This is a genomic window from Streptomyces sp. NPDC058291, assembly GCF_042880855.1.
GTDB lineage: Bacteria > Actinomycetota > Actinomycetes > Streptomycetales > Streptomycetaceae > Streptomyces.
Window position 1 is genome coordinate 87,715 of record NZ_JBHVYK010000016.1, and the last position, 23,264, is coordinate 110,978.

The 23,264-nt window shown below is 71.8% G+C and carries 22 protein-coding genes and 1 pseudogene; 14 read left to right on the top strand and 9 right to left on the bottom strand.

Annotated features, from left to right (window positions below; all coding sequences use genetic code 11):
• Nucleotides 1–31: 31 nt before the first annotated feature.
• A complete protein-coding gene (locus ACFVYK_RS11220) occupies nucleotides 32–1,081 on the bottom strand; it encodes an MBL fold metallo-hydrolase (protein ID WP_389771542.1) in 1,050 nt (349 codons plus the stop codon).
• A 319-nt stretch (nucleotides 1,082–1,400) separates the two neighbouring features.
• Between ACFVYK_RS11220 and ACFVYK_RS11225 the strand changes: the two genes are divergently transcribed.
• From ACFVYK_RS11225 to ACFVYK_RS11240, 4 genes and pseudogenes are all read left to right on the top strand, one after another.
• Nucleotides 1,401–2,024: a hypothetical protein gene (locus ACFVYK_RS11225; RefSeq protein ID WP_389771545.1), complete on the top strand. Its 624-nt coding sequence runs from the start codon at nucleotides 1,401–1,403 to the stop codon at nucleotides 2,022–2,024.
• Between the two features lie 507 nt (nucleotides 2,025–2,531).
• On the top strand, nucleotides 2,532–3,116 hold the full coding sequence (locus ACFVYK_RS11230; protein WP_389771547.1) for a DinB family protein: 585 nt from the start codon (nucleotides 2,532–2,534) through the stop codon (nucleotides 3,114–3,116).
• A gap of 87 nt (nucleotides 3,117–3,203) precedes the next feature.
• Nucleotides 3,204–3,410: pseudogene (locus ACFVYK_RS11235) on the top strand (transposase); the annotation flags it as partial.
• A gap of 106 nt (nucleotides 3,411–3,516) precedes the next feature.
• Entirely contained in the window at nucleotides 3,517–4,002 is a 486-nt protein-coding gene (locus tag ACFVYK_RS11240; protein ID WP_389771599.1) for a transposase, read from the top strand.
• Nucleotides 4,003–4,470: 468 nt separating this feature from the next.
• Here the strand turns inward: ACFVYK_RS11240 and ACFVYK_RS11245 are convergent, their stop codons facing one another.
• On the bottom strand, nucleotides 4,471–4,605 hold the full coding sequence (locus ACFVYK_RS11245) for a hypothetical protein (RefSeq protein ID WP_389771550.1): 135 nt from the start codon (nucleotides 4,603–4,605) through the stop codon (nucleotides 4,471–4,473).
• 191 nt (nucleotides 4,606–4,796) lie between these two features.
• On the opposite strand from ACFVYK_RS11245, the gene ACFVYK_RS11250 reads away from it, so the two are divergent.
• Both ACFVYK_RS11250 and ACFVYK_RS11255 read left to right on the top strand, forming a co-directional pair.
• Nucleotides 4,797–6,254, top strand: coding sequence for an aldehyde dehydrogenase (locus tag ACFVYK_RS11250; protein ID WP_389771553.1), 1,458 nt, complete (start codon nucleotides 4,797–4,799; stop codon nucleotides 6,252–6,254).
• A 68-nt stretch (nucleotides 6,255–6,322) separates the two neighbouring features.
• The gene (locus ACFVYK_RS11255) at nucleotides 6,323–6,532 is read left to right on the top strand and encodes a ferredoxin (protein ID WP_389771555.1); all 210 of its coding nucleotides are present in this window, start codon (nucleotides 6,323–6,325) and stop codon (nucleotides 6,530–6,532) included.
• Nucleotides 6,533–6,653: 121 nt separating this feature from the next.
• On the opposite strand, the gene ACFVYK_RS11260 is transcribed toward ACFVYK_RS11255, so the two are convergent.
• The gene (locus ACFVYK_RS11260; protein WP_389771558.1) at nucleotides 6,654–7,337 is read right to left on the bottom strand and encodes a TetR family transcriptional regulator; all 684 of its coding nucleotides are present in this window, start codon (nucleotides 7,335–7,337) and stop codon (nucleotides 6,654–6,656) included.
• Between the two features lie 230 nt (nucleotides 7,338–7,567).
• Between ACFVYK_RS11260 and ACFVYK_RS11265 the strand changes: the two genes are divergently transcribed.
• Genes ACFVYK_RS11265 through ACFVYK_RS11275 form a run of 3 tightly spaced genes read left to right on the top strand, consistent with a single transcriptional unit; the run spans nucleotide 7,568 to nucleotide 10,901 of the window.
• Entirely contained in the window at nucleotides 7,568–9,097 is a 1,530-nt protein-coding gene (locus tag ACFVYK_RS11265) for a glycosyltransferase family 4 protein (protein ID WP_389771560.1), read from the top strand.
• Nucleotides 9,091–9,834 (top strand): class I SAM-dependent methyltransferase, encoded by a 744-nt coding sequence (locus tag ACFVYK_RS11270; protein WP_389771563.1) that lies wholly within the window; start codon nucleotides 9,091–9,093, stop codon nucleotides 9,832–9,834. The genes ACFVYK_RS11265 and ACFVYK_RS11270 overlap by 7 nt, the downstream gene beginning before the upstream one ends.
• Nucleotides 9,831–10,901 carry a prenyltransferase/squalene oxidase repeat-containing protein gene (locus ACFVYK_RS11275; RefSeq protein WP_389771566.1) on the top strand — a complete coding sequence of 357 codons (1,071 nt, stop codon included), beginning with the start codon at nucleotides 9,831–9,833 and terminating at the stop codon, nucleotides 10,899–10,901. Before ACFVYK_RS11270 ends, ACFVYK_RS11275 begins: the two co-directional genes overlap by 4 nt.
• Before the next feature lie 104 nt (nucleotides 10,902–11,005).
• Here the strand turns inward: ACFVYK_RS11275 and ACFVYK_RS11280 are convergent, their stop codons facing one another.
• The 4 genes from ACFVYK_RS11280 to ACFVYK_RS11295 all read right to left on the bottom strand — a co-directional run bounded on the left by ACFVYK_RS11280 (nucleotide 11,006) and on the right by ACFVYK_RS11295 (nucleotide 14,535).
• Nucleotides 11,006–11,296 (bottom strand): hypothetical protein, encoded by a 291-nt coding sequence (locus ACFVYK_RS11280; protein ID WP_057583141.1) that lies wholly within the window; start codon nucleotides 11,294–11,296, stop codon nucleotides 11,006–11,008.
• A 118-nt stretch (nucleotides 11,297–11,414) separates the two neighbouring features.
• A complete protein-coding gene (locus tag ACFVYK_RS11285) occupies nucleotides 11,415–12,425 on the bottom strand; it encodes an LLM class F420-dependent oxidoreductase (RefSeq protein WP_389771569.1) in 1,011 nt (336 codons plus the stop codon).
• A 116-nt stretch (nucleotides 12,426–12,541) separates the two neighbouring features.
• Complete coding sequence (locus tag ACFVYK_RS11290) at nucleotides 12,542–13,369, bottom strand: DUF5336 domain-containing protein (protein ID WP_389771572.1); 828 nt, start codon at nucleotides 13,367–13,369, stop codon at nucleotides 12,542–12,544.
• Nucleotides 13,370–13,548: 179 nt separating this feature from the next.
• Nucleotides 13,549–14,535, bottom strand: a complete 987-nt coding sequence (locus ACFVYK_RS11295) for an N-acetylmuramoyl-L-alanine amidase (RefSeq protein WP_389771574.1) — start codon at nucleotides 14,533–14,535, stop codon at nucleotides 13,549–13,551.
• Nucleotides 14,536–14,942: 407 nt separating this feature from the next.
• Here ACFVYK_RS11295 and ACFVYK_RS11300 point away from each other — a divergent pair, with 407 nt between their 5' ends.
• Nucleotides 14,943–16,685, top strand: a complete 1,743-nt coding sequence (locus ACFVYK_RS11300; RefSeq protein WP_389771577.1) for an MFS transporter — start codon at nucleotides 14,943–14,945, stop codon at nucleotides 16,683–16,685.
• 172 nt (nucleotides 16,686–16,857) lie between these two features.
• Nucleotides 16,858–17,523, top strand: a complete 666-nt coding sequence (locus tag ACFVYK_RS11305) for a class I SAM-dependent methyltransferase (RefSeq protein ID WP_389771580.1) — start codon at nucleotides 16,858–16,860, stop codon at nucleotides 17,521–17,523.
• A gap of 184 nt (nucleotides 17,524–17,707) precedes the next feature.
• Here the strand turns inward: ACFVYK_RS11305 and ACFVYK_RS11310 are convergent, their stop codons facing one another.
• A complete protein-coding gene (locus tag ACFVYK_RS11310) occupies nucleotides 17,708–18,340 on the bottom strand; it encodes a response regulator (protein ID WP_389771601.1) in 633 nt (210 codons plus the stop codon).
• 42 nt (nucleotides 18,341–18,382) lie between these two features.
• A complete protein-coding gene (locus tag ACFVYK_RS11315) occupies nucleotides 18,383–19,768 on the bottom strand; it encodes a sensor histidine kinase (RefSeq protein ID WP_389771583.1) in 1,386 nt (461 codons plus the stop codon).
• A 366-nt stretch (nucleotides 19,769–20,134) separates the two neighbouring features.
• Here ACFVYK_RS11315 and ACFVYK_RS11320 point away from each other — a divergent pair, with 366 nt between their 5' ends.
• The 3 genes from ACFVYK_RS11320 (at nucleotide 20,135) to ACFVYK_RS11330 (ending at nucleotide 23,114) form a co-directional block, all read left to right on the top strand.
• A complete protein-coding gene (locus ACFVYK_RS11320) occupies nucleotides 20,135–20,992 on the top strand; it encodes a MaoC/PaaZ C-terminal domain-containing protein (protein ID WP_389771586.1) in 858 nt (285 codons plus the stop codon).
• Nucleotides 20,993–21,081: 89 nt separating this feature from the next.
• On the top strand, nucleotides 21,082–22,158 hold the full coding sequence (locus ACFVYK_RS11325; RefSeq protein ID WP_389771588.1) for a Zn-dependent alcohol dehydrogenase: 1,077 nt from the start codon (nucleotides 21,082–21,084) through the stop codon (nucleotides 22,156–22,158).
• A gap of 8 nt (nucleotides 22,159–22,166) precedes the next feature.
• Nucleotides 22,167–23,114 (top strand): 3-oxoacyl-ACP reductase, encoded by a 948-nt coding sequence (locus ACFVYK_RS11330; protein ID WP_389771604.1) that lies wholly within the window; start codon nucleotides 22,167–22,169, stop codon nucleotides 23,112–23,114.
• Nucleotides 23,115–23,264 lie beyond the last annotated feature (150 nt).

Consider the following 23,264-nt stretch of genomic DNA (forward strand, 5'->3'; position numbering starts at 1 on the left):
GATCGGGATACCGGGGCGAGGCCCGCCGGGATCACGCGGCCGCGTACGTCACCGGGTCGCTGCCCGTCACGGCCTCCGCGCGGCCCAGCTTCACCAGTCGCCGCAGATGCGCCTCGGCCTCGGAGACCGCGATGTTCCTCGACCCGTAGGGGATCTCCTCCCACGGCCGGTTCCACTCCATGCGTTCGGCGAGCTGCCAGGGGGTGAGGGGGGAGGCGAGGAGGGAGAGGAGCCCGGTGAGGCGGTCCTCGTGGTGGGCGAGCAACTCCCTTACCCGGGACGGGGCGTCGGTGAAGGCGTGCTGATGGGCCGGGAGGATCTCGGCGGGGGCGAGGCGGCCGACGCGTTCGAGGGAGTCGAGGTAGTCGCCCAGCGGGTCGGTCACCGTCGCGTCGTCGGGGTCCTCGTACAGCCCGATGTGCGGGGTGATGCCGGGCAGCACATGGTCGCCGGAGAACAGGCGGCCGCGGCCCGGGAGCCCGGCCGGGTGGTCCTCCTCCAGATGCAGGCAGACGTGGCCGGGAGTGTGCCCCGGCGTCCAGATCGCGCGCAGCCGGCGGCCGGGCAGGTCGAGGAGTTCGCCGGGGACGATCTCGCGGTCGGGGAGGGCGGGCGTCAGGCCCGGGAAGGGCCGGCGGTGGGCGGGCGGTCTGCGCAGCGGGGCGATGTGCTCCTCCGGCGCACCGGCGGCCGCGAGCTTGGCCGCCATGTACGTGTACCAGCGCTCGGGGCGCGTCTCGCGGGTCCGCCGGACGATCGCGGCGTCCGCCGCGTGCATCGCCACCCACGCCCCGGAGGCCTCCCGTACCCGGCCGGACAGGCCGTGGTGGTCGGGATGGTGGTGGGTGATCACCACGCCGTGCAGTTCGGGGACGGAGACGCCGCACGCGCCCAGCCCGGCGGCCAGGGCGTCCCAGGACGCCGGATCGTCCCAGCCGGTGTCGACGAGCACCGGCCCGCGGTCGGTGTCGACGACGTAGACGAGCGTGTGGCCGAGCGGGTTGTCCGGGATGGGCACCCGCAGTGAGCGGACGCCGCCGCGGTGGTCGTACGTGGTGGGTCCGTTCCGGGTGCTCGTCATCTGCCCTCCGTCACACGGCCATTGCCCACTATAACGAGAACTGGTTTCAATGGGTGCCCAAGTCGACTGAAGCCGTGGGGAGTTGGGCTGACCTGCGCTGATGTGGGCGCTGCCTGTCGTCGCTTGTCGACGTTGGTCACTGCCGGACGGCCCAGAGACGGCCCAGCTCTCGCAGCGGTGCTCCTGATGGAGACGCCGACTTCTCCGCGCGAGCGATACGTGCAGTGAGCCTGCTCGAGTGGCGTGCGCTCCCCTTGTGCGCTGGTGCCACCTTGTATGACCCGCCTGGACGCACCACGGTTTAAGTGGATGCTGCTCGGTGCTGTTCTGCAGGACCACCAGGGAAGGGCGGTACGTCGTGGGTTCAGCCAGTCAATGGGCGCGTGAAACCTTCGGGGACATAGCCGGTGAACTGGCGGACGTAATCCCGGCCTGCCTTCTACGGGCTCATGATCGTGCTCGGACCGGGCACGAGGGCGTCCACACTCAGACGCTCGAAGCCTACGGACATGGCCTCTACGCGGTGCAATACGAGGAACTGGCCGCTGGCATCTCAGGGCTTGGGGAAGCGGTGCGCCTGCAAGGGCGAACGATGATGCTCGTCCGCGGCCACCTGATCTACCCCCTCCGCTACGCGAAGAAAGACGTGTCCGTGACGGCTGCACGTCTCCGTCGGGCCACAGGCTTCCGAGCAGACCTCATCCGCCGGCATGGCCCGCCTCCCAGGCAGCAGGCACTCGACCTGGACTGGGGAGAACTCGATGATTCCGAGGTGCACCCAGACCTGGAGCTGCTTCCCGAAGACGTGCAGCTCGTACTGGTCGCCTATGCCTGCTCCATGGACAAGGGCGTCATGCGGATCGAGTGGGGTTCCGCAGAGTTGCGCCGCGAGGACCGGTACCTGATCTGGCACCGTCACGAGCCGTTGCCGACCAGAGATTGACCTGGAGCCACGGGCAGTTGGATACAAGAATCAACGGCTCACGACGCTAGTTCTCCGGGCGCAGGCATAACACGTCCAGTGTGGCCAGATCATCCGCGGGACCCCAGGCCAGAGCGGGGTTGGGGTGGTCGCCCGTGGGCGTCACCTGTCAGCGTCGGTCGGCCTCGGACGGCCCAGGGGGTGCCTCGACCATCGCGATCAATGAAGCCACGAATGCTACAGGGATCAGAATTACGGCTGCATCCTTTGCCGTAAGTCCGTGAGTGTCATCCACTTTTCCTTCTATGGCACGCCAATTAAGCAAAGAGGTGCCAAACGCCGTGTACTCATAGCTAGATAGAGAAAGAGCGAGACGCTTCGGTTTAGAGGTTGTCTCACGTGGCAAGTTCCGCGAGCTTCTTGAGTAGCTCGGGGCGGTGCCAATGGCCAGGCTTCGGCTCTGCCGGTCGTTGCGGTCTACGTACGGGATCTTGAAGCCACGAGTAGCCCATGGCAGGCTCATGCCGCATGACCGATGAATTCGCGAAGGACAACCTGCACGGGAGACTGCGGCGGGACCGCAAGGCGCTGCTCTGGAAACTCGACGGCCTGTCCGAATACGACGCCCGCCGACCTTTGACAGTGACCGGGACCAACCTTCTCGGCCTGGTCAAACACTTGGCCAGTGTCGAGGCCAGGTACTTCGGCGAGGTCTTCGACCGGCCGTCCCCGGAACCGCTGTCCCGGTGGCAGGACCACGACGGCAGCGATCTGTGGGCGGCTGAGGACGAGGCGCGCGATCAGATCATCGGGTTCTACCGGCGCACGTGGGAACACTCAGACGCGACGATCGACGAGCTTGCCCTCGATGCCCCGGGCCACGTGCCGTGGTGGCCGGAGCCTTATCTCAACACGAACCTGTTCGCCATCCTGGTCCACGTCCTCGGCGAGACCAACCGGCATGCCGGGCACGCCGACATCCTGCGCGAAGGCGTGGACGGCCGAACCGGGATGCGCCCCGAACACGAGATGCAGATCGATGAGGACGCCCGCACCGCCTACTGCGCGAAGATCGAGCAGGCCGCCAGATCGGCCGCATCAGTCAAGGCATAGAAGGCTGTCCCACGTGATTTGATGTTCGAGCGGCATGGTGCCGGCCGTGAGTGCTGATCTGTCGAAGCGTCTGGTTCCTGATGAACTCTGGGAGCTGGTCGCCCCGTTACTGCCGTCGTTCGCGCTCGACCGCAAGGTGGCGGGACCGCTCCGCGTGACGAGCGGGCCGTGTTCACCGCAGTGGTGTACGTGCTGACCAGCGGCTGTGCCTGGCGGCATCTGCCGCCGACGTTCGGCACGTCCTCCGCCACCGCACATCGCCGCTTCACCGTATGGACCGAGGTCGGCGTGGGGCGTCGGCTGCATCGGGCGGTGCTGGACGAACTCGGGGTCCGGGGCGAGGTGGACTGGACCTCGGCGATAGTCGACGCGGCCTCCGTTCGCGCCAAAAGGGGGATCGCTGACGGGGCCGAACCCGGTCGATCGCGGCAAGAAGGGCAGCAAGCTGCACGTGCTGTCCGATGCCCAGGGCATCCCGCTTGCCGTCGCCGTGTCAGGTGCGAACATGCGCGACAGTCTCGCCCTGAAGCCGCTCATCCTCGGCATCCCCGCCGTACGGTCCCGCCGGGGACCACGGCGGCGCCAACCCATCAAACTCCGTGCGGACAAGGCGTACTTCTCTACCGAACACCTCAGCTGGCTGCTCGAGCGTGGGCTCGTAGCGCGCATCGCGCGGCCAGGCATCGAGTCCGGCGAACGCCTTGGTCGGCACCGCTGGAAGATCGAGCGGTCGATCGCTTGGCTCTTCGGCTACCGCCGCCTGACCATCCGGTATGAACGAAAGGGCACGCCAGGGGCACGGCTCCACCACGCGCCCTCTGCTGTGATCTACGGCTCAGGAGCGGCGGCCTTCACGCGGGTCCATGCTGCCCAGTCACGCCCGTAACGGAAAGTGTTGAGTACGAGCGCCCCGGCCTCCACGCATCGCATGACCGCTTCGTCTTCCGTGATCAGGAAGATGAAGAGCGGTATCACGAGCACCAAGTGCCCGTGAGGGTGATTCCACCGACTGCGCTTGTCTGCCATGCCGCCCCCTCAAGCGGCACCCTAGCGTCAGCTGGCGAGCGATCACAGGTCGCCTGCCGCCCGACCTCCACCACCCTCCTCAGCTCCCATCCTGTCCGCCGTCGACCCACACACCGTCGAAGCGGGCTTGGTTCAGGGCGTCAAGGTGGAGCGCGCCACTGTACGAACGACGTTGACGCCCTGGGCCGCGTCTGCTCGGCTCTGCCTGGGTCGGCGGTGGACGGGATGGGAGCTTCCCAGGCACGCCACCTACGGACCCGCAGTCGGCGGCGGCGCCCCCTCCTCCATGACTCCAACCTCGCACTCGCACGACGGGCCCGCAGCTGGACTACGCGGGCCACCCCCGCTCCCACGTGTAGTCGAAGCTCCGCATGTAGTGCCGGAACGTGCGGGCGCCGGGGATGTAGCGGAAGTGCAGTACCGGGTTCTGCCCGGCGGGAGCTCCGAGCACGTGCGGGTTCACCAGCACATCGCCGTCGAAGCGGTAGATCGAGTTGTAGAGGATCGGGCCCCCTGACGGCCCACGGGTTTCGTCCCCACCCCTGATCGTCGGGAAACCGCTGGTCAGGGGGCATTCTCGTCGTCTCCGTGGACTACGTTAACGAGAACTGGTATCAGTTTCTGAAACACCGTCAGAAAATGAAGGCAGTGGCCATGGCTGAGCTCGTGGAACACGGAAAGCTGTTCATCGGCGGCGAGTTGACCGACCCGCTGGGCGACGCCGTCATCGAGGTGATCTCGCCGCACACGGAGGAGGTCATCGGGCGGGTGCCGCACGCCTCGCCGGCCGACGTGGACCGGGCCGTGGCCGTCGCCCGGCAGGCTTTCGACGAGGGGCCCTGGCCCCGGCTGTCCCTCGACGAGCGGATCGAGGTGGTCGGCCGGATCAAGGACGGGATCCTCGCGCGTCACGAGGAACTCGCCCGGGTGATCTCCTCCGAGAACGGTTCCCCGTACTCCTGGAGCGTCCTCGCGCAGGCCCTCGGCGCGGCGATGGTGTGGGACGCGGCGATCACCGTCGCCCGGGGCTTCACCTACGAGGAGCGGCGCGACGGCGCGCTCGGCAGGATCCTCGTGCGGCGCGAGCCGGTGGGCGTGGTCGCGGCGGTCGTCCCCTGGAACGTCCCGCAGTTCGTCGCCGCCGCCAAGCTCGCCCCCGCGCTGCTCACCGGCTGCACGGCGCTCCTCAAGCCGTCCCCGGAGTCGCCGCTGGACGCCTACGTCCTCGCGGACATCGCGCGGGAGGCCGGGCTGCCGGAGGGCGTGCTGTCGGTCCTCCCGGCGGACCGGGAGGTGAGCGAGTACCTGGTCGGGCACCCGGGCGTCGACAAGGTCGCCTTCACGGGCTCGGTCGCGGCCGGCAAGCGGGTCATGGAGGTGGCGTCCCGCAACCTCACCCGGGTCACCCTGGAGCTGGGCGGGAAGTCGGCGGCGGTCGTGCTGCCGGACGCCGACATCGCCACCGCCGTCCCCGGGATCGCGGCGGCCGCCTGGATGAACAACGGCCAGGCCTGTGTCGCCCAGACCCGCATCCTGCTCCCGCGCTCGCGCTACGACGAGTTCGCGGACGCCTTCACCGCGGCGGCCGACGCGCTGGTGGTCGGCGACCCGCTGGACCCGGCGACCCAGATCGGCCCGCTGGTGGCCGAGCGGCAGCAGCGCCGCAACCTCGACTACATCCGCATCGGGCAGGAGGAGGGCGCGAAGATCCTCACCGGCGGCGGCCGTCCGGCGGGGCTGGAACGCGGCTGGTACGTCGAGCCGACCCTCTTCGGCGACGTGGACAACTCCATGCGGATCGCCCGGGAGGAGATCTTCGGCCCGGTGATCTGCCTGCTGCCCTACGGCGACGAGGACGAGGCGCTGAAGATCGCGAACGACTCGGACTACGGGCTCAGCGGCAGCGTCTGGACGGCCGACGTCGGGCACGGCATCGACGTCGCGCGCCGGGTCCGCACCGGGACGTACTCCGTGAACACCTTCAGCCTCGACATGCTCGGTCCGTTCGGCGGCTACAAGAACTCGGGGCTGGGGCGGGAGTTCGGGCCCGAGGGCTTCGGCGAGTATCTGGAACACAAGATGATCCACCTGCCGGCGGGCTGGGAGGGGTGAGCGAGGTGGGAGCGCCTCCCGCGCCGCAGCGTCCGGGCACGGGGACGGGGGACCGGTGGCATGTCGAGGTGGACCGGTCCCTGTGCATCGGTTCCGCCCAGTGCGTCCATCACGCGCCCGACGGCTTCCGGCTGGACACGGCACGTCAGTCCCATCCGTCCGACCCGGACACGGACGCCAACGAGCGGGTGCTGGCGGCGGCGGAGAGCTGTCCGGTGGAGGCGATCATGATCACCCTGGCGGGGAACGGCGAGCCCGTGTTCCCTCCGGAGGAGTGAGCGGGAGGCGGAGGCAGAGGCCGGGGCCCGGTCGCGGTCGCGGTCGAGGGTGACCGCGACGGCTCCCTCGGACTCCCAGGACTGCTGGGGCTGCCGGGGTTCCCAGGGCTGCCGGAGCCTGTCAGGCCTGCGCCTGTCTCGGGGGCCCGGTCCCGGTCCCGGTGGCGGATCCGGCGGTCCCGGCGGCCCGGGCGGCCCCCGGGTCGGTCACGTCGATCAGCCGGCACACCGTCTCGATGTCGATCCGCACCTGCGCGATGGACGCCCGGCCCGACAGCCAGGTGATGAGCGCCGAGTGCCAGGTGTGCTCGATGACGCGGACCGCGGAGAGCTGCTCGGGGGTGGGATCGGTCAGGCCCATCGAGTCCAGGATGATCGCCGTCGTCTGGCGGGACACCTGGTCGACCTCCGGCGAGACGCTGCGGTCGGCGAAGGTCAGCGCGCGGACCATCGCGTCGGCCAGGTGCGGCTCGCGCTGCAGGGCGCGGAACGCGCGCATCAGGGTCTCGGCGACCCGCTCCGCGGCCCGTTCGCCCGTCGGCGGCTTCTTCCGCAACGTGCCGTGCATGTGCTCCAACTGGTCCTGCATGGTGGCCACCAGCAGATGCACCTTGGAGGGGAAGTAGCGGTACAGCGTGCCGAGGGCGACCTGCGAGGACTCCGCGACCTCCCGCATCTGCACCGCGTCGAAACCACCTCGGCTGGCCAACTGCGCGCTCGCGTGCAGGATGCGGCGGCGGCGCGCCTCCTGCCGCTCGGTGAGGGCGGAGTGCGCGGGGCGCTGAGGGGTGGCTTCCGCAGACATGGGTCCCGTTCCGGTCCGTTCCGTGACAGTCGTGGTGACAGTCGGTGAGGGGCGGTGATCATACGGCTCGGCAGGTGATCGGTGGTGGCGTGAATCACCTGATCCACTGCTCACAGCGCTCGTACCTGCCGGTAGATTCAGAGCCTCCCGAACGATCAAGTCTGAAACTTGTTCTAGATTAGCGTCCCGACGTAGTCTCGCGGGACAATGCAGGCAGAAGGGGGCCCGGAGTGACCGCTGAGGCCAGTCAGGCAGGGTCTCGGCATGACGTTGCCGCTGACGGCGGGCGACCGCTCAAGATCGCGCTCCTCACCTATAAGGGAAACCCGTTCTGCGGGGGCCAGGGCGTCTACGTCCGGCATCTCTCCCGCGAACTCGCCCGCCTCGGACACCGGGTCGAGGTCATCGGTTCGCAGCCCTACCCGGTCCTGGACCCGGGGCACGAGGACCGGCTCTCCCTCACCGAGCTGCCCAGCCTCGACCTCTACCGCCAGCCGGATCCCTTCCGCACTCCCGGGCGCGGCGAGTACCGCGACTGGATCGACGCCCTCGAAGTGGCGACGATGTGGACCGGCGGCTTCCCCGAGCCCCTGACCTTCTCGCTGCGCGCCCGCCGCCATCTGCGCGCCCGCCGCGGCGAGTTCGACGTCGTGCACGACAACCAGACCCTGGGCTACGGCCTGTTGGGCGATGTCGGCGCGCCCCTGGTCACGACCATCCACCACCCCATCACCGTCGACCGGCAGTTGGAGCTGGACGCGGCCGAGGGGTGGGGGCGGCGGTACTCCGTGCGCCGCTGGTACGGGTTCACCGCCATGCAGAAGCGCGTCGCCCGGCGGCTGCCCTCCGTGCTCACCGTCTCCGGCACCTCGCGCCAGGAGATCGTCGACCACCTCGGCGTCCGGGACGACCGCATCCACGTCGTCCACATCGGCGCCGACACCGACCTGTTCTCGCCGAATCCCGCCGTCGCGCGGATACCCGGCCGGATCGTGACGACGTCCAGCGCGGACGTCCCGCTCAAGGGCCTGGTCCACCTCGTCGACGCGCTGGCGAAGGTGCGCACCGAGCACCCGCACGCCCACCTCGTCGTCGTCGGCAAGCGCCCGCAGGAGGGGCCGGTCGCCCAGTCGATCGAGCGGTACGGCCTCGAAGGGGCCGTCGAGTTCGTCAAGGGCATCTCCGACGCCGAACTGGTCGACCTGGTGCGCTCGGCGGAGGTCGCCTGCGTGCCGTCGCTGTACGAGGGCTTCTCCCTGCCGGCCGCCGAGGCCATGGCCACCGGCACCCCGCTGCTCGCCACGACCGGCGGAGCGATCCCGGAGGTCGCCGGACGCGACGGGGAGACCTGCCTGGCCGTGCCGCCCGGCGACGCGGGCGCGCTCGCCGCGGGCCTGAGCCGGCTGTTCGGCGACCCCGGACTGCGGGCACGGCTCGGCGCGGCCGGACGGCAGCGGGTGCTGGAGCGGTTCACCTGGGCGCGGGCCGCCGAGGGGACCGTGGCCCGCTACCGCGAGGCGATCGCCGACGGCGAACGCGACCGCGCCCGGGCCTCCGCGGCGAGCGCCGAGGGCGGCCGTGCCCGGGCTTCCGCGGCCCCGGCGGGTCTCCCGGCCGTCGAGGCGGCGGCCGCCGGCGGTCCTTCCGCCGCTCCCGCCGCCCCCTCCGACCCCGAGGCCGTCGACGCGCAGGCCACCGGCGTGGTCGCCGCCGCCGACGTATCCGAAGCATCCGATCGCGAAAGCAGGGCCACGTGCTGACCGTCGACTTCTCCCGGTTCCCGCTCGCCCCGGGCGACCGAGTCCTGGATCTCGGCTGCGGGGCGGGCCGGCACGCCTTCGAGTGCTACCGGCGCGGCGCGCAGGTCGTGGCGCTCGACCAGAACGCCGAGGAGATCCGCGAGGTCGCCAAGTGGTTCGCGGCGATGAAGGAGGCCGGGGAGGCGCCTGAGGGCGCGACCGCGACCGCCATGGAGGGCGACGCGCTCGCCCTGCCCTTCCCCGACGAGTCCTTCGACGTCGTCATCATCTCCGAGGTCATGGAGCACATACCGGACGACAAGGGCGTCCTCGCGGAGATGGTGCGCGTGCTCAGGCCCGGCGGCCGCATCGCGATCACCGTCCCGCGCTACGGCCCCGAGAAGGTCTGCTGGACCCTCTCCGACGCCTACCACGAGGTCGAGGGCGGCCACATCCGCATCTACCGGGCGGACGAACTGCTCGGCAAGATCCGCGAGGCCGGCCTCAAGCCGTACGGCACCCACCACGCCCACGCGCTGCACTCGCCCTACTGGTGGCTGAAGTGCGCGTTCGGCGTCGACAACGACAAGGCGCTGCCGGTGCGGGCGTACCACAAGCTGCTGGTCTGGGACATCATGAAGAAGCCGCTGGCCACCCGGGTCGCCGAGCAGGCGCTGAATCCGCTCATCGGCAAGAGCTTCGTGGCGTACGCGACCAAGCCGCACCTGCCCACGCTCTCCGAGGCGGCCGCCACGTGACGACGCCCCGGACAGAACACCTCGTCCTGCCCGGGGTCCTCACCGCGGAGGAGGCCGCCGCGACCGTGGCCGGCATCCTCGCCGTGCAGCGGGAGGACGGCGCGATCCCGTGGTTCCGCGGACACCACCTCGACCCGTGGGACCACACCGAGGCCGCCATGGCGCTGGACGCGGCCGGCGAGCATGAGGCCGCCGAGCGCGCCTACGACTGGCTGGCCCGGCACCAGAACGAGGACGGCTCCTGGTTCGCGGCGTACCGGGACGGCGACTTCGGCGACGTCACCGACCGGGCGCGCGAGACCAACTTCGTCGCGTACATAGCCGTCGGCGTCTGGCACCACTACCTCTCCACCGGCGACGACACCTTCCTCGACCGCATGTGGCCGAGCGTCTACGCGGCGATCGAGTACGTGCTGCGGCTGCAGCAGCCGGGTGGTCAGATCGGCTGGCGGCGTGAGGACGACGGCACGCCGACCGCCGAGGCGCTGCTCACCGGCTCCTCCTCGATCCACCAGGCGCTGCGCTGCGCGCTGGCCATCGCCGAACAGCGCGAAGAGGCCCAGCCGGACTGGGAGTTGGCGGCGGGCGCGCTACGGCACGCCATACGACGGCACCCGGAGCGGTTCCTCGACAAGGACCGCTACTCGATGGACTGGTACTACCCCGTCCTGGGCGGCGCGTTGACCGGCGCGGAGGCCAAGTCCCGTATCGAGTCGGACTGGGAGCGGTTCGTCGTCCCGGGACTGGGCGTCCGCTGTGTGGCGCCCAACCCGTGGGTGACGGGCGGCGAGTCGGCCGAACTCGCCCTGGCCCTGTGGGTGATGGGCGAGTCCGACCGGGCGCTGGAGATCTTGCAGGCGATCCAGCACCTCCGGGACGCGGAGTCCGGGCTGTACTGGACCGGGTTCGTGTTCGACGACCAGGCGATCTGGCCCCGGGAGCTGACCACGTGGACGGCGGGGTCGCTGCTGCTCGCCGTCGCGGCCCTCGGCGGTCATGAGGCCACCTGCGACGTGTTCAGCGGGGAGCAACTGCCCTTCGGGCTCGAAGCGGAGTGCTGCGCCTGAGAGCCCGGGTCCTCGGCGGACCGTGGGGGCTCGCCGAGGACTGACGCTACTTGGTGAGAACCCACGGGCCGTAGGCCTGAGGAGCCCGAGGGACTGAGGGAAACTCAGTGGCGGTGGACGCGGTTCGCGATGGCATGGCCGACGAACAGGTACACCACCGCTGCCAGACCGTATCCGGCCACGACCCGCGCCCATGCCTCGTCGAACGTGAAGAGGTCACGGGACCAGCCGGCCAGCCAGTTGGCGGCGTGGTGGACGAACTGGACGAGGTCGTTGCCCCGGTTGGCGTCCAGCAGGTACATGAGGATCCAGAGCCCGAGGATGACGGCCATGACGTCCGCGACGACCGCTATGACCGTTCCTGCCGAGTTGGAACCACTGCGATATCGAGACATGCCATCCGGATTGCCGTTCGATTCCCGATGAAACCTCGGTCGCCCGACGCCCCGTCAGGAGTTGAGCTCGGCCGTCCGACGCCCCGTCAGGAGTTGTGCTCGGCCGTCCGACGCCCCGTCAGGAGTTGAGCTCGGCCAGCACCCGCAGCGAGGTGCGGTCCGGGGTCACCGCCAGCAGGTCGGTCACCGGGCCCTTGCGCCACGACTCCAGCCGCTCGGCGATGCGTTCGCGGGGTCCGACCAGGGAGATCTCGTCGGCGAACGCGTCGGGCACGGCGAGCACGGCCTCTTCGCGACGGCCCTCGAGGAACAGCTCCTGGATGCGCCGGGCCTCCCCCTCGTAGCCCATGCGCGCCATCAGGTCGGCGTGGAAGTTGCGGGTGGCGTGGCCCATGCCTCCGATGTAGAAGCCGAGCATCGCCTTGACCGCCAGCAGGCCGTCGGAGACGTCGTCGCACACCTTGACCCGGGCCATCGGAGCGACCCGGAACCCCTCCGGCAACTCCTCGACCGCCGGGCCGTACGCGTCGGGCCGGCTCGGCGACCAGTACAACGGCAGCCATCCGTCGGCGATCCGCACCGTCTGCGCGACGTTCCTCGGACCCTCGGCCCCGAGCAGGACGGGCAGATCCGGCCGCAGCGGATGGGTGATGGACTTGAGCGCCCTGCCCAGCCCGGTCCCGCCGGGACCCCGGTAGGGGAGGGAGTGGAAGCGGCCGTCCGTCTCGACCGGCGCCTCCCGCCGCAGCACCTGCCGCACGACGTCCACGTACTCCCGGGTCGCGGTCAGCGGCGACTCGGGGAAGGGGCGGCCGTACCATCCCTCGACGACCTGCGGTCCCGACAGGCCGAGCCCGAGCATCACCCGTCCCTGGGAGAGATGGTCCAGGGTGAGTGCGTGCATGGCGGTCGTGGTGGGGGAGCGGGCGGCCATCTGGGCGACCGCGGTGCCCAGTCGGATGGTCGACGTCCGTGCGGCGATCCAGGTGAGCGGGGTGAAGGCGTCCGACCCCCAGGACTCCGCCGTCCACACCGAGTCGTATCCGAGCCGCTCCGCCTCCCGGGCCAGCTCCACCTGGTCCGGGGAGGGACCGCGGCCCCAGTAGCCGAGTGCGAGACCGAGCCGCATGACAGCCTCCTGACGGTCCGTCGGTTACAGGGGGCTGCGACTGTACGACAACGGCCCCCCGCCCGGAAGGGCGAGGGGCCGTGCGTGCCGGTGTGCGACGCCGTGGGGGCGGACGCTCAGCCGCGCTGGATGCCGGAGCTGTCCCGCAGGACGCCGCGCCGGCCGTCCTGGGTCTGCGCCACCAGACCCTGCGCGCCCTGCTCGACGGCCAGGTACCAGGTGCCCGGAGCCAGTTCGGCGATCGGCGTCGGCGCGCCGTCCTCCGCGTACAGCGGACGCGGCACGGGCACGGCGAACCAGAACGGCGAGAAGTCCGCGGAGGCCGGCTGCGCCGGACCCGGCTGACCGCCGAACGGCTGCCCGCCGGGCTGACCGGGCTGACCGGGCTGCGGCTGACCGCCGAACGCCGACGGCTGCGGCGCGCCCGGGTAGCCGTAACCGGCGGGCGGCTGCGCGCCGTAGGGCTGCGGAGCCTGCGGCTTCGGCGCCGGGACGAGACCGGCCTGCAGGGCGGGGACGAGAGGGGTGGCGACGGCGGCGCCGGCCAGCAGCAGCGTGGCGATGAGGGCCAGGATCAGACCCGCTCCGGCGTCGGGGGCGTTCGAGCTGTCGCCGACGTTGTCGTAACCGCCGGACGGGTCGAAGATGTTGCCCAGCGCGCTCCACGCGGCGAACACCGTGAAGGCCACGCCGAACTGACGCAGGTCGAGGCCGGCCACCTTGGGCGCCTGCGGCAGCCCCCGGCTGACGACCACGAGTGCGGCGCCGATGATCCCCGCGAGCACGACGCCGAACAGAACAGGCCCGCTGTTCCAGAGGTTCGGCAGATCGAAGCTGTCAGGGATCCCGTCGATCGAGTAGAGATCGAAGAACGACGCGACGAACAGCAATACCGCTGCTCCGATCACCACGCCGTCGCCTCGAGTGAGGGAGCGGATATTCACTTCAGGTCCTTCGTCAGTCGTCTCGTCATCGGTACACGCATTACCCGTAGCGGTAGAGGCGTCGCTGTCACCATGTCGCCGTCAGGCCCCGGTGTGAAGCGCGGGGGTGGCCCCTCATCGTAGGGACGACACTATCGTCCGCACGATCGCCCTGTCCGCCGGGATCCGCGCGCTGATCACTACCCGCGCAGGAAGCCCACGATTCCCTCAGACATCCCTTGCGCCGCCTTCTGCCGCCAGGCGCCACTGGTCAGCAGCGCCGCGTCCTTGCTATCGCGCATGTTGCCGCACTCGATGAACACCTTGGGAACCGTTGACAGATTGAGACCGCCGAGGTCCTCACGCGTGACGAGACCGGTTCCGTCTCCGATGTAGTTGGACGGCGAAGTGCCCGTGGAGCGGGCGAAGTCGTTCTTGATCAGCTTCCCGAGGTCCTTGGACGGTCCGACGACGGCCCGGGTGTCCGCGGCGCCCGCGTGGACCGTGGCCGGCAGGATCACGTGGAAGCCGCGGTTGCCGGCCGCCGAGCCGTCGGCGTGGATCGAGACCACCGCGTCGGCGTGCGCCGCGTTGCCGATGCGGGCGCGCTCGTCGACGCACGGCCCGAACGCCCGGTCCCCGTCCTGTGTCAGCTTCACCGTGGCGCCCTGCCGCTGCAGCAGCGTGCGCAGCCGGTGGGCCACGTCGAGCGTGAACTCCGCCTCGCTGTAACCGGAGTTCGTGGACGTCCCCGTGGTGTCGCACTCCTTGCGGTTGGTGCCGATGTCCACCTGGCGGGCGATGTCCGCGGTGTGGCGGACGTTGGCAGGGTTGTGCCCCGGGTCGATGACGACGACCTTGCCCTCGAGGGGAGCGGAGGCCTCGCTCGGCGGCGCGGAGAGGGTGCCCGGCTGGTCGTCGCCGCCGGCCGGCGCGGTCCCGGGGGCGGCACTCGACGAAACGCCCGCGCCCGCCCCGGCCCCGTCCGCTCCGCCGTCCCCGCCGCTCCCGCCCAGCGCCTCGTACGCCAGCCAGCCCAGCAGCGCGCCGGGCACCAGCGCGGCCAGCGCCACGGCCAGCGGACGGCGCAGCCACGACCGCCGCGGCCGGTCCGGGGCGAAGGAGTCGGAAGGCTGGAAGGGGTCGGAGGGGCCGAAAGGGTCGGAGTGCGGGCCTGAGTACGACACGCCTGCCACCCTAACCGGCGCCCCTGACGCGTCACCTCCGCCGACGTGTCCGCGGCGCCGTGCGGGGCCGGGCCGACGAACCGCTCGTACGGCGACCCGTCGGCCGTGCGGGCCCCGGCGCTTCAGGGCGCGGTGAAGTCGGCGATGTGGTCGGCGGCCCGGGCGTCGCGGTCCGCCCTGTTCTCGTCCGGCGACCGCGACGCCTGGGGCCTGGACGTGCTGATCGGCGGCATCCCGCAGACCCGGCCCGCTGATCGTCGCGGCCGCGCCCCGGCCGTCGGCCTGCGCCGCCTGTGTCAAGAGACGATAAAGAAATCGTTAGTACGCCGAAGCATCGGAATAGTTGCCCGTGCATACAGGTTCAGGTCGCATGTAATCGCCGAACCACCGCCCGGAGGCACCCCCTCATGACGCACACGACGACCGACCGGCCCACCCGCGAGGCGAGCGGAGCCGTGGTCCCGGTCCTCGCCTTCGCGGGCATCGTGGTCGCGGTGATGCAGACCCTGCTCGTCCCGGTCATCAAGGACCTGCCGCAGCTGCTGGGCACCGCCCCCAGCAACGCCACCTGGGTCCTGACCTCGACGCTGCTGTCGGGAGCCGTGGCCACCCCGATCATGGGCCGCCTCGGCGACCTGTTCGGCAAGCGCCGCATGCTGACAGCCAGCCTGGCCGTGATGGTCGTCGGCGCCCTGGTCAGCGCCCTCACCAGCGACCTGCTCACCATGATCGCCGGCCGCGCCCTCCAGGGCTTCGCCATGGGCGCGATCCCGCTCGGCATCGGCCTGATGCGGGACATGCTGCCGCGCGAGAAGCTCGGCTCGGCGATGGCTCTCATGAGCTCCTCCATCGGCGTCGGCGGCGGTCTCGCCCTGCCCCTCGCGGCCCTCATCGCCCAGCACGCCGACTGGCACGCCCTGTTCTACGGCGCGGCCGGCCTCGGCGCGCTCGCCATCGTCCTCACCCTCCTCGTCGTCCCCGAGTCGCCGGCGCGCGCCGAGGGCACCTTCGACGTCCTGGGCGCGATAGGCCTCTCCATCGGTCTCGTCCTGTTCCTGCTGCCGATCACCAAGGGCAGCGACTGGGGCTGGACCTCCGGCACCACGCTCGGCCTCTTCGCCGCCGCGGCCGTCGTCCTCGTCCTGTGGGGCGTGATGGAGCTGCGCGTGAAGGCACCGCTGGTCGACCTGCGCACCACGGCCCGCCCGGCCGTCCTCTTCACCAACCTGGCCTCGATCATGGTCGGCGTCTCGTTCTACGTCGTCTCCCTGGTCCTGCCGCAGCTGCTCCAGCTGCCGAAGTCCACCGGCTACGGCCTCGGCCAGTCGATGGTGGTCGCCGGTCTGCTCGTCGCGCCGCTGGGCCTGACGATGATGTTCACGGCGCCCGTCTACGCCAGGCTGTCCGCCAAGTACGGCCCCAAGTTCACCCTCATCCTCGGCATGCTGATCATCGCGATCGGCTACGGCGCCGGCCTCGGCCTGATGAGCGCCGCCTGGCAGAGCCTCGTCATCGCCGTCGTGCTGGGCGCGGGCATCGGCCTCGCCTACTCCTCGCTGCCCGCGCTGATCGTCGGCGCGGTCCCGGCCTCCGAGACCGGCGCGGCCAACGGCCTCAACACCCTGATGCGGTCCATCGGCACCTCGGTGTCCAGCGCCGTCGTCGGCATGGTCCTCGCCAACACCGCGAACGACGTCGGCGGCGTCGCCGTCCCGACCATGCACGGCTTCCGCGTCTCCTTCCTGATCGCCACGGCCGCCGTCGCGGTGGGCCTGGTCCTCGCCCTCTTCCTGCCCAGGCAGCAGCGCCCCTCGGCCGTGCCGCAGCTGCGCGCCAGCAGCGAGGAGGACGCCAACCTGGAGCGCGCCGAGCAGGCCCTGCGGGGCTTCCGCGGCCGGGTCCTGGACGCCGGCGGCGCCCCGGTGGCCCGCGCCAAGGTCACCCTCATCGACCGCCGCGGCCGCCAGGCCGGCGCCACCCTGTCGCAGGACGACGGCAGCTACGCCCTCGTCGTCCCGGCCCAAGGCGCGTACGTCCTCGCCGCCAAGGCCGCCGGCCACGGCCCGCTGGCCAGCTCCGCGACCCACGCGGGCGACGAACGACCGGTCGACCTGGATCTGTCCCTGCCCAGCGAGACGGTCGACGCCTGACCGCCGGCACTCCTGACCGTTCGACGGCCTGAGCGTCGGCCGCCTCGCCCGAGGCCCCGCGCGCCCCGCCCGCGGGCCTGACCGCTCCACCTTTCCGCACCCCCTGTCGCGACGGCGGCAGGGGGTGCGGCAGCATGGGCGCCCACACCCGTGCACCACCGGAAGGACCCCCATGACCGCGACCCCCACGACCGCGGCGCCCGAGCCCGAGATCCTGGCCGCGTTCGAGGCGGCGAAGGGATTCATGCCCGTGGACGAGGGGCTCGCGCTGTACGCGGCCGCCGTCGAGGCGGGCGCGCTCGGGCTGCCGCTGCTGGAGGTCGGCACCTACTGCGGACGGTCCACGATCCTCCTCGCGGACGCCGCCCGCCGGGCCGGGATCAGCGCCCTGACCCTCGACCACCACCGCGGCAGCGAGGAGCAGCAGCCGGGCTGGGAGTACCACGACCCGGAGACCGTCGACCCCGAGATCGGCCTGATGGACACACTGCCCGCCTTCCGCCGGACCCTGCACCGGGCGGGCCTGGAAGAGCACGTGGTGGCGCTCGTCGGACGGTCCCCGAAGATCGCCGCGTTCTGGCGCTCGCCCCTCGGCCTCGTCTTCGTGGACGGCGGCCACACCGACGAGCACGCGAGCGCCGACTACGAGGGCTGGGCGCCGCACGTCGCCGAGGACGGGCTCCTGGTCATCCACGACGTCTTCCCCGACCCGGTCGACGAGTTCACCGGCCAGGCCCCCTACCGCGTCTACCTGCGCGCCCTGGAGTCAGGGGCCTTCACGGAGATCTCCGACACCGGCTCGCTGCGCGTGCTGCGGCGCACCGGCCCCGGCATCTGAGGGCCGCCGCGAGCGCCGCCGTGAGGGCTGTGGCCGGGGCGGTCGGGCGCCGCGAAGCCGAGGCCGGCCGCGGTATCGGTAAGGCCGTCCCGGCACTACGCCACCCCGTATCCGGCCCCCTCCGAGGCCCCCTGCGGTCAGCCCCGCCGCCACTGCCGGCCCCGCTGCCGCGTGGGCCCCGCCGTTACAGCCAGCCCTGCCGGCGGGCCTCGCGCATCGCCTCCATGCGGTTGCGGGTGCCCGTCTTGCCGATGGCGGAGGAGAGGTAGTTGCGGACCGTGGATTCCGACAGATGCAGCCGGGCGGCGATGTCGGCGACCGTCGCGCCGTCGACGGAGGCCTTCAGTACGTCGCGCTCGCGGGCGGTGAGCGGGTTCGGGCCGGCGCTCAGCGCGGCCGCGGCCAGCGCCGGGTCGACGACCGTCTCGCCGGTCAGCACCCGGCGGATCACCACCGCGAGTTCCTCCACCGGACCGTCCTTGACGAGGAAGCCCGCCGCCCCGGCCTCCATCGCCCGGCGCAGATAGCCGGGCCGGCCGAACGTGGTCAGGATCAGCACCCGGCAGTCGGGCGCCTGCTCGCGCAGCTCGGCCGCGGCGTCCAGGCCGCTCATGCCGGGCAGTTCGATGTCGAGGAGCGCGACGTCCGGACGGTGGAGCAGGGCCGCGTCCACGATCGCGTCGCCGGCGCCCACCTGGGCGACCACCTCGATGTCGGGCTCGAGGCCCAGCAGCAGGGCCAGCGCGCCGCGCATCATCCCCTGGTCCTCCGCGAGCAGGACCCTGATCGACTTGGCGGGACGGTGGGAGCGGGGCATCTCGTTCACGGGCGACCCCGGCGTCTCGTTCACGGGCCAAGATTAGGGCCGAACGGCGGCCGAGGGCACCGGGCCAGCGGGCGCCACAGTTGCGGACGACTCCTCCACGTCCCCCTCCCCGTGCCCTTCCGGCCCGGCCGGCAGTTCCGCCGTGACCGTGAAGCCGCCACGCGGCCCGGGGCCGGCCGTCAGGGAGCCGCCCGCCGCCGCGAGGCGTTCGCGCAGGCCGGTCAGGCCGGTGCCGTCGCCCGGCGGGCGGCAGCCGCCGCCGTCCCCGCCCTGGCCGCCCCGGCCGCCGTGGCCGTCGTCGGTCACCGTCAGCCGGATCCGCTCCGGGGCGGCCGTCACGCTGATCAGGCACCGGCTCGCGCCGCTGTGCCGGACGACGTTGGTGACCGCCTCGCGCACCACCCAGCCCAGCAGGGCCGCGCTCTGCGGGTCCGGCGGCGGCCCGGACCGGGTCACCGACGGCTCGACGCCCGCCGCCGTGAGCGCCGAGCGGGCCCGGTCGAGCTCGCCGGCCAGACTGCCCTCCCGGTAGCCGGTGACCGCCTCCCGGATCTCGGTCAGCGCCTGGCGGCCGACCGCCTCGATGTCCGTGACCTGGGCGAGGGCCGCGTCCAGGTCGCGCGGCGCCAGCCGCCGGGCCGCCTCCGACTTCACCACGATCACCGAGAGGGTGTGCCCGAGCAGATCGTGCAGATCGCGGGAGAAACGCAGCCGCTCCTCCTCGACCGCCCGGCGGGCCAGCTCCTCACGGGCGGCGCGCAGCTCCCGCACGGCCTCGGACAGGGACAGGATGGCGGCCGTCACCATCGTCGAGATCCAGGTCGCGTAGGCGATGGTGAGGCCGTCCCAGCCCTCGTGGACGCCGGAGACCGCACCCGCGAGGACGGCCACCGAGGTGCCGACGGCGCGCAGTCGGGGCCCGCGCAGGGCCGCGCCGGCGGCGAGGCCCAGCAGGGGGAAGAACAGCAGCCAGCTGTCGCCGTAGGCGAGGGCGAGTCCGCAGGTCACCAGGCCCATGAGGACCAGCGCCACCAGGGTGGAGGCCGCCTGGCGGGTCTCCTTCGCGAAGGAGCGGAAGGCCACGTAGATGTAGAGGGAGTTGAAGGTCAGCAGGCCGAGGCCGCCGATCCACGGGTTCGGGGTCTCGCCGTGGAAGAGGTTGGAGATGGCGCCCATCCCCATCAGCAGCCATGGCATCAGGGAGAAGCCGTTGGCGGGCGGACCCGGGTCCTCCGGGACCTGTTCGGACCGGCCCCCGCCCGGCCGCCCCGCTGCGCGGGCGGCCCTGTACTGGGCCTTGAGGCGTTCCTTGTCGGCCTTCCAGTGCCGCTGCCGCCCGCGCGCCTCCCGGAACGCCGAGCGCCAGGCGGCGCGCCGACAGGCCCGTTCACGCCGCCGGTCCTCCCACGACCTCGTCATGACCCCGTTTCCCCGTTTCCTTCTCTCGTGCCCGCCGCTCGCGGGCGGTGCGGTCGACTCCGACGCTACGGTCCCGGGCCCGTCCGCGGCAGGGCGGGGTTGTACCCGCCCGGCCGGTACAAATGTCACCGCCACTGTTTCTGACGTACCGTCAGGTGTCGGCCGTCAGGTCTCTTCACAAGTACCGGGGCCTGGGCTATACAGGGGGTCGCCGCACTGGAACGCGTTCTAGATCCGCCCCTGTTCCGTGGAGGACGGGTTCCGCGGCCCCGTGGCGACCTCGGTGCGGCCGATCGGTGCGGACGGCCGTGCCGAGGTCTCTGAACGATGCGATCGATCCCGTCGATCCGAACGATCAGGAGCTCCATGCCCATCGACGCAGCCAAGGCGCTCGCCGCCGAACCCCGGACCGGCGAGATCACCTGGGACCGCCGGGACGTCCAGCTGTACCACCTCGGCATCGGCGCGGGCGTGCCGGCCACCGACCCCGACGAACTGCGCTACACGCTGGAGTCGCGGCTGCACGTCCTGCCGAGCTTCGCGACCGTCGCGGGGTCCGGCTCGCCCGGCGTGATCAGCGGGCTGTCCATGCCCGGCGTCGAGGTCGACCTCGCCCGGGTCCTGCACGGCGGGCAGCGCCTGGACATCCACCGCCCCCTCCCGGTCGAGGGCCGGGCGACCGCCACCGGCCGCATCGCGGGCGTGTACGACAAGGGCAAGGCCGCCGTCCTCGTCATGCGCACCGAGGTCGCCGACGCGGACGGGCCGCTGTGGACCAACGACGCGCAGATCTTCGTCCGTGGGGAGGGCGGCTGGGGCGGCGACCGGGGCCCGTCCGCCCGGCTCGACCCGCCGGCCGGCGATCCCGACAAGGAGGTCGAGCGGGCCGTTCGCGAGGACCAGGCCCTCCTCTACCGCCTCTGCGGCGACTACAACCCGCTGCACGCCGACCCCGAGTTCGCGAAGACCGCCGGGTTCGACCGGCCCATCCTGCACGGCCTGTGCACCTACGGCATCACGCTCAAGGCGGTCGTCGACACCCTGCTCGACGGGGACGTCACCCGGGTGCGCGGCTACGCGACACGGTTCGCCGGGGTGGTGTTCCCGGGCGAGACCCTGCGCATCCGCATGTGGCGCGGTGCGGAGGCGGTCCGGGTGGCCGTGAGCGCCGTCCAGCGGGACGACGCGCCGGTCCTCGCCGACACGATCGTCGAACACGCCTGAACCACCGGCCGTCGACCATCTCCTGAAGCACCTCCTGAAGCACCTCCTGAACCGCCCAGCATCCGAGGGGACCCGAGGGGAGCCGCACCATGCGCGCAGCCGTACTGCACGAGATCGGTCAGGACAAGCTGGAGGTCCTCGACGACGTCGAGGCGGTGGGCTTCGGCCCGGGCCGGGTCAGGATCCGGGTGCGGGCCACGGGGCTGTGCCACTCGGACCTGTCCGCGATGGGCGGGGTGCTGCCGCAGCCCGCGCCGTTCGTGCCCGGGCACGAGGGGGCGGGCGAGATCCTGGAGGTGGGGGAGGGCGTCACCCGGGTGAAGCCCGGCGACCGGGTCGTCGTCTGCTGGCTGCCGGCCTGCGGGGCGTGTCCCGCCTGCAAGCGCGGCCAGACGGAACTGTGCCTGGCCGGGTTCATGAACGCGGGAACGCCCAACTTCCGCCGCCCCGGCGGGGACGTCTTCGGCTTCGCCGGCACCGGGACCTTCGCCGAGGAGGTCGTGGTGGACGCCGGCTGTGCGGTCCCGATCCCCGACGACGTGCCCTTCGACATCGCCGCGCTCATCGGCTGCGGGGTGACGACGGGACTGGGCGCCGCGCTCAACACGGCCGACGTGCAGGCCGGTTCCTCGGTCGCCGTCATCGGCTGCGGAGGCGTCGGCATCTCCGCGATCCAGGGCGCGCGGCTCAAGGGCGCCGCCGAGATCGTCGCCGTCGACCCGGTCGCCTCGCGCCGGGAGGCCGCGCTGAACTTCGGCGCCACGAAGGCCGTCTCGCCGCAGGAGCTGCCCGGCGCGAAGCAACTCGTCACGGGCGGCGAGGGGTTCGACTACGTCTTCGAGGTCGTGGGCCGTTCCTCGACCGCGCGGACCGCGTACGAGACCACCCGGCGCGGCGGCACCCTCGTCGTCGTCGGCGCGGGCGCCCTGGACGACTTCCTCCAGCTCAACATGTTCGAGCTGTTCTTCGACGAGAAGCGGATCCTGCCCTCGATGTACGGCGGCGGCGACGTCCTGCGCTCCTACGAGCGGACGATCGCCCTGTGGCGGGCCGGCCGGATCGACCTGTCGGGCCTGATCACCCACCGCGTGGCGCTCGCCGAGATCAACGAGGCGCTCGACCAGATGCGTACCGGGGCCGCGCTCCGTACGTGCATAGAGATCTGAGGCCGTCGATGTCGCTGCCGCTGGAGGGACTCACGGCGATCGTCACGGGCGCCGGACGCGGGCTCGGCCGGGCCGAGGCGCTGGAACTGGCCCGGTTGGGCGCGGCCGTCGTCGTCAACGACTTCGGGCAGCCCGGCCGCGACGGTTCGGGCGAGGCGTCGGCCGCTCCCGCCGAGGAGGTGGCCCGCGAGATCCGGTCGGCCGGCGGCGCCGCGTTCGCCCACACCGGGGACGTCGCCGACTTCGCCGAGGCCGGTCGGCTCGTCGAGTCCGCGATCGCCGAGTTCGGCAAGCTGGACGTGCTGGTCAACAACGCGGGCATCCTGCGCGACCGCATGGTCTTCTCGATGGCCGAGGAGGAGTGGGACGCGGTCGTCCGGGTCCACCTCAAGGGCCACTTCAACACGACCCGGTTCGCCGCCGCGCACTGGCGCGAGCGGTCCAAGGCGTCGGGGGCGCCGGTGTACGGGCGGATCGTGAACACCTCGTCGGAGGCGTTCCTCGCGGGCTCGGCCGGACAGCCCAACTACGCGGCGGCCAAGGGCGGGATCGTCGGGCTGACGACGTCCACGGCGCTCGCGCTGGCCAAGTACGGGGTGACGGCCAACGTCATCTGCCCGCGCGCCCGCACCCGGATGACCGAGGACGTCTTCGCCGGGTTGTCCGGGGCGCAGGGCGGCGGGCTCGATCCGCTCGCTCCCGAGCATGTCGCCCCGCTGGTCGGCTATCTGGCCTCGCCGGCCGCCGCGCGGATCAACGGACAGTTGCTGGTGGTGCACGGCGGCATGGTCGCCGTCGTCGAACGGCCGCGGGTGCGCGCGAAGTTCGACAGCAAGGAGGACGCCTTCGACCACGCGGAGCTGGACGCCGTCCTCGGCGCGCACTTCGCGCAGCGGCCGGCCGGGGAGACGTTCGCGGCGGCCGAGGTGCTGGGTCTGCGGCGCGGCGAGGGGTAGGGCTTGCGGCGCGGCGAGGGGTAGGGCTTGCTGGCGCGGCGAGGACAAGGCATGCGGAAGGGGGTCCGGCCGAGCAGAGGAGGGCCGCGCCCCCAACGAGTTAGAGCCCGGCCGGCAAACACCCCCCCCCGCCCCCGGCAACCGACAGCA

Coding starts and splice junctions, on each gene's coding strand:
- ACFVYK_RS11220 (WP_389771542.1), bottom strand. CDS start 1,081: ATGACGAGCACCCGGAACGGACCCACCACGTACGACCACCGCGGCGGC.
- ACFVYK_RS11230 (WP_389771547.1), top strand. CDS start 2,532: ATGACCGATGAATTCGCGAAGGACAACCTGCACGGGAGACTGCGGCGG.
- ACFVYK_RS11250 (WP_389771553.1), top strand. CDS start 4,797: ATGGCTGAGCTCGTGGAACACGGAAAGCTGTTCATCGGCGGCGAGTTG.
- ACFVYK_RS11260 (WP_389771558.1), bottom strand. CDS start 7,337: ATGTCTGCGGAAGCCACCCCTCAGCGCCCCGCGCACTCCGCCCTCACC.
- ACFVYK_RS11280 (WP_057583141.1), bottom strand. CDS start 11,296: ATGTCTCGATATCGCAGTGGTTCCAACTCGGCAGGAACGGTCATAGCG.
- ACFVYK_RS11285 (WP_389771569.1), bottom strand. CDS start 12,425: ATGCGGCTCGGTCTCGCACTCGGCTACTGGGGCCGCGGTCCCTCCCCG.
- ACFVYK_RS11300 (WP_389771577.1), top strand. CDS start 14,943: ATGACGCACACGACGACCGACCGGCCCACCCGCGAGGCGAGCGGAGCC.
- ACFVYK_RS11305 (WP_389771580.1), top strand. CDS start 16,858: ATGACCGCGACCCCCACGACCGCGGCGCCCGAGCCCGAGATCCTGGCC.
- ACFVYK_RS11310 (WP_389771601.1), bottom strand. CDS start 18,340: ATGCCCCGCTCCCACCGTCCCGCCAAGTCGATCAGGGTCCTGCTCGCG.
- ACFVYK_RS11315 (WP_389771583.1), bottom strand. CDS start 19,768: ATGACGAGGTCGTGGGAGGACCGGCGGCGTGAACGGGCCTGTCGGCGC.
- ACFVYK_RS11320 (WP_389771586.1), top strand. CDS start 20,135: ATGCCCATCGACGCAGCCAAGGCGCTCGCCGCCGAACCCCGGACCGGC.
- ACFVYK_RS11325 (WP_389771588.1), top strand. CDS start 21,082: ATGCGCGCAGCCGTACTGCACGAGATCGGTCAGGACAAGCTGGAGGTC.
- ACFVYK_RS11330 (WP_389771604.1), top strand. CDS start 22,167: ATGTCGCTGCCGCTGGAGGGACTCACGGCGATCGTCACGGGCGCCGGA.